The 5,076-nt window shown below is 39.7% G+C and carries 4 protein-coding genes; 1 reads left to right on the top strand and 3 read right to left on the bottom strand.

All coding sequences use genetic code 11. The features are described 5' to 3' along the window. The coding region (locus PVV57_RS09545; protein ID WP_404977251.1) for a DUF6990 domain-containing protein at positions 1–981 on the top strand (981 nt) is incomplete at its 5' end. Between the two features lie 21 nt (positions 982–1,002). Here the strand turns inward: PVV57_RS09545 and PVV57_RS09540 are convergent. The 3 genes from PVV57_RS09540 to PVV57_RS09530 form a co-directional block, all read right to left on the bottom strand. Next, positions 1,003–3,576 (bottom strand): DUF6990 domain-containing protein, encoded by a 2,574-nt coding sequence (locus tag PVV57_RS09540; protein ID WP_273783972.1) that lies wholly within the window; start codon positions 3,574–3,576, stop codon positions 1,003–1,005. Between the two features lie 106 nt (positions 3,577–3,682). Further along, entirely contained in the window at positions 3,683–4,273 is a 591-nt protein-coding gene (locus PVV57_RS09535; protein ID WP_273719492.1) for an SMI1/KNR4 family protein, read from the bottom strand. Between the two features lie 64 nt (positions 4,274–4,337). After that, positions 4,338–5,076: HNH/ENDO VII family nuclease (locus PVV57_RS09530; protein ID WP_273783971.1), on the bottom strand; the 739-nt coding region annotated here is incomplete at its 5' end.

Genomic DNA, 5,076 nt, shown 5'->3' with positions numbered 1-5,076 from the left:
GCTTTTTCCCCAGACAGTGAACTTGATCTTGTAGCGCGTCACCTTATTGCGCTTGTTTTGATTGGGGATGTTGAAAAGCTCAAATCTTATAAGGAGAGTTTTAGAAAGGGAAATCCTTTAGGTTTTGTGGAAGAAATCTCAAAATATAGAGTTGATAATCTCCTCACTCTTGCACGGGGTTATCGAACGGGTTTTTCTAAAAATGCTCCGATTTTAAGCTTGGAACCGCAAACAGCATCTGGTGCCTCCAAAACAGCATCTGCTAGTGAAAATGAAGAGGTAGCTGAAACAGATGATAAAGATGCTCCATTGACCATGGAAAGTGCTCATGAACTTTTAAAAAGCTTAGGGTGGTCAACTGAGAAAATCAATGAAGATGACTATATAGCAAGCTATCAATTGGCGGATCGTGAAGTAGACATTCTTTATAATGACGAAATTGCTAAAGATTGTCCGCAATTTGATAGCGCCTTTTTGATTAGCACGGGCATTTTGGCTTCAGCTTGCAAATTCATTAATCCTAGCCACACGGAAGATATCCCAGATATACAACTGAATTTTGAAGCCAAGGGATTAGAAATCTTTGAACCAGAAGTCACGGTAGATCGTTTAACACAGGCGCTTGATGATGCGCTAGAATGGGCAGCCAAAGAAATTGACCTTTCTGAAAGACTCCGCTCTGATTATGGTCTAGCTCCTTGGCAACAGGATGCAACGGATAAGGGAGATGATACGGATTATGCTTTGCTTCATCTTGGCACTCTTGCTTTGTTGGGTGATGTTGAGACCTTGCATTCTTATCAGCAAAGTTTTGCAGTAGGAGATCATCTAGGCTTTGACGACAGCATCAACGAAATTCACCTTGAACGGGCAATAGCTTTAGCCAAAGAGGTGTCAACAATTAAACAACTCAGCTACGCTTTAATTGAACGCGTAGCAAAGGATTTTGACAATCACTCAGAGCTTTCTAGCGAGGAATAACCTCGCTCTTTTGGAAGGAGATTATTCCTCGCTAGAAAGCTCTGAGTGATTACCAAAATCTTTTGCCACCTGTTCAATCAAAGCGTAGCTGAGTTGTTTGGTTTTTGACACCTCTTTGGCTAAAGCTATTGCCCGTTCAAGGTGAGTTTCGTTGATGCTGTCGTCAAAGCCTAGATGATCTCCTACTGCAAAACTTTGCTGATAAGATTGTAAGGTTTCAACATCACCCAACAAAGCAAGAGCGCCAAGATGAAGCAAAGCATAATCCGGACTGTTTGCCTTAGATGTTGCATCCTGTTGCCAAGGAGCAATGCCATAATCAGCGCGAAGTCTTTCAGAAAGATCAATAGCCGTTACTGACCATTCTAGCGCATCATCAAGCGCCTGTGTTAAACGATCCGCAGTGACTTCTGGTTCAAAGATTTCCAGTCCCTTGGCTTCAAAATTAAGCTGTATATCTGGAAAATCTTCCGTGTGGCTAGGATCAATGAATTTGCAAGCTGAAGCCAAAATGCCCGTGCTAATCAAAAAGGCGCTATCAAATTGCGGACAATCTTTAGCAACTTCATCGTTATAAAGAATGTCTACTTCACGATCAGCCAATTGATAGCTTGCCATATGATCATTCTCATCGATTTTCTCGGTTAACCAACCTAGGCTTTTTAAAAGTGCTGTTGCACTTTCCATAGTCAATGGAGCATCTCTATCATCCGTTTCCTCTACCTCCTCTGTCACTTCAACAGCAACAGTTTTGGAAGCAACAGGTGTTGTTTGTGGATCCAAGCTTAAAATTGGAGCGTTTTTGGGAAAACCCGTCCGATAACGCCGTGCAAGCCTAAGAACGTTGTCAATAATATGCGCTATGTTTTCTCTTATCAAACTTGAAAAGTTTTGGTCCTTCAAACTTTCCTTATAAAATTTAAGCTTCTCAACATCCCCAATCAGAATAAGCGCAATAAGATGAAACCGCGCAAGATCATATTCACTATCTGGAGATAAAGCGGCATAATCATAAATGATTTGATTGACATTTTGCCGATCTGCCCATTCAAGCATATCTGTACAAATCTGCTTCAGCTTGCCTTCATCCAATTCAATACTAGAAACTGTATAAACTTCTTCTGCTTCTTTGAGAGCTATATATTGAGGAGCGCTAATGAAAATAGATCGATAAGCCGTGGAAAAACCAAGCGTTGAAAGAGAAACCTTGAAGCTAATAAGCGCTGTTTCTTCTTCTTTATCAAGGTCGTACACCATATTAATGATACGGTCTTTACTTATGAAATAAGCATTGCGATTGTAGTTTTTATCACGATAAACTGTCCAGTCCATCCTTTTTAAGTCTTCAGAAACTGTATTAAGAAACGACAAATCTTGCAAACTAAGACGATCATCTATGGCTTTTCGATCATTAAGGATTTTCAAATGCTCTTCAGCAAATTGAACGGCGTGATTAACATACTTCTCCACTTCACGATCTTCTAAATGTTCAGAAATCGTACCGGCTTCTAAAAAATCTTGATAGGATTTCAGGACATCAATTCGACCTGTCAATGCTAAACAAGCTAAATGCCAGACTATGTCTATCTTGTAGCTATATTTTTGAACAACTGTATTGCTTTCGATCGATGCTTGCAAATCTTGAGCGCGTGCCCACTGTATCACCCGCTCAGAGATTTTTGTCAACTCTTGCTCATTCAATGTCTCCACACAAATATCAATCCCTTTACCAAAACCGCTAAAAATCCCCCCTCCAATCGTGTTAAAAGAATTATAAATAGTTGTAGGTGATATGCATCGATACTCCCCACTATAATGAATATATTTGCAAGCTACAGAAATCTCTTCGTTAGAGATCTCAGCTTCAAGACGGACATTGTAATTGTCATGGAGGCGTATAAAACCAAAATCAAATCCAATAAAACGATCTGGCAAAGACAGAAACATTTTTCCAGGTTCTGTGGCAGACCACCCTTGCGTTTTAAGAATGCGCATTGCTGCTGTAAGGCTTATCGAGCGCTGTTTGGGCTTTTTGCGCGTTAGAATATCGTCTAACTCTCCGTTTTTATAAGCTTGCACAAAGAGAAGAAGGCGCTCATCCGACGTCATTGTTTTATAATCAGCAAATTCTGGAACAAATAATTGGGGTGTAGGCTCATCAGACCTTAAAGCCTCTATATCGCCAAGCAATGCTTGTGCAGCGCCAGAATGATTAGCAGCTTCCTCGCACAACTTTTTTTCAATATCTTGTGCTTTCGCCCACGCAATTACTTTGTTTAAAGATTCCTCAATATGACTTTCAGAAAGATCAGGAGCTCTAACCCCAAAATTCTCCTTCGCATAAAATAGCTCATCTTCATATTTACGCTGTGATTTTTCACCACTAGAATATTCCCGAGCAAGGCAATAAGCAGCGGTGGTGAGATTAGCCGAAAGCAAAAACTCTTTGCCTCTCTCTCCATAATTTTTTACACTATATCCAATACCGATAATGCGGTCAGGAAGATGATAATGCGCAAAAGTATCCCCCACGTTATCACGATAAGGCTCCCAGCCCAGTCTTTTTAAAATCTCTGTGACATCTTTTGTTTGCATCATGACTCACTTATCAACCAATTGTGCAACATAATCTAAGGTATAGGTTTTCATGGATGATCCTCAAAACTTGCGTTATAAACGCTCCATATTTCCTCTATCAATTTCACCTCTTCCATAGTTTTTTCCAAAAACTCTTGTAAAAAGGGAGAGGTTGTGGACTGGGAGTGTTCTCAGTCTTTTCAATCGGTTGATCACCATCAAGTATATCTTCTCCCGCATGTACTATAATTCTTTTACAAAGGAATTCATAAAAATTACTCGCGTAATATTCGCAATCGCCCAATGCTAGCCTGACATAGAGTGGGCATTCACCATCCCGAAACTGCGTATAATCAAAATAAAAGGTTTCATCAAAATCAGCCTCACAAACGATAAGCTGTTCTGGTGTCGCAAAACCATGTTTTCTATTGAGTAAGTTTCGGTAAACAATATCACCAGCAGGAATACCTTCCCCACCATCTCCATAAATGCTAAAAATTTCTTCACCACCAATTTCTCCTCCTCCATATTTTTTTAAAAAAACTTTGTAAGAGGATGTGAATTGTAAGCCGAGAGTTTTCTCCGCCTTTTCAATCTGTAGATCATCCGTTTCGTTCTCTTCATCATCTTCACTACCAAAAGTGATAATATCATCATCATACTTATTCACTTTATCAATTAATACTGCAACATCAGCTAAGGTATAGGTTTTCATCAATTATTCTCCATCAATTATTTTATAAGTCTCTGTTTTTTCTCTTTTCATCAATCTTAGAGCATTACTGCTGATGCTCCTGTTCCCATCTGTTAAAATCTAGACCTATGATACCCCATTTCATATCGATTATTCCTCCTAAATGACTGTTTTTTTGTTCTCTATACCCTTTAGCGCGTTCCTTCCAATATTCTTCTCTCCACTTATCAAACTTTTTTCTCTCTATAAGCGATTGATGTGTTTTTGGATTATTATGAATCACAGAAGTATATTTTTGATGAAATTCCTTACTAGTTTCTGCTATGGCGTCCTCAGGCGTTTGCGAGAGATGATGCAATTCAACAGGCCAGCCATCATGTCCTATAGGTGCTTTTCCTGCCTCCATTCTTTCAACATTGGTGCCCCACACGTCTTTTTTGTTTTCTCTCCATTTAACCATTTTGTTAGGATCAAATAAATCGTCTCTCTGATAGACTTTGTTTGTCTGTCCAAATTTGCTATCGGTAAATTTAGTGGGTTTCTTTTTTAACCACTTCTTTTTTTCTTTAGCAGCGAGTTTGGTTAGTTCTTTCTTCGCCGCAAGTTTGTCAGGATCTCCTTGAGCTGCAAGTTTGGCAAGATTTTTCTTGGAAGCAAATTGGGCAAAATCTTTCATAGCATTGAACTTGATCACTGTCTTTTCGCCAAGCTGTATACCTTCCTTGGCTGCTCCAGCACCTCCCAAAAACAGCGTTGCTACTTCAGTCAATAATTGTCCGAATTCAAGACCAGCATTAAAGGAACCACCGGCACCGGCTCGCTCA

It is taken from the genome of Bartonella sp. AU15XJBT, from assembly GCF_028618615.1.
GTDB lineage: Bacteria > Pseudomonadota > Alphaproteobacteria > Rhizobiales > Rhizobiaceae > Bartonella.
The sequence above is the reverse complement of the archived record's forward strand: the minus strand, read 5'-3'. Positions and strand labels throughout refer to the sequence as shown.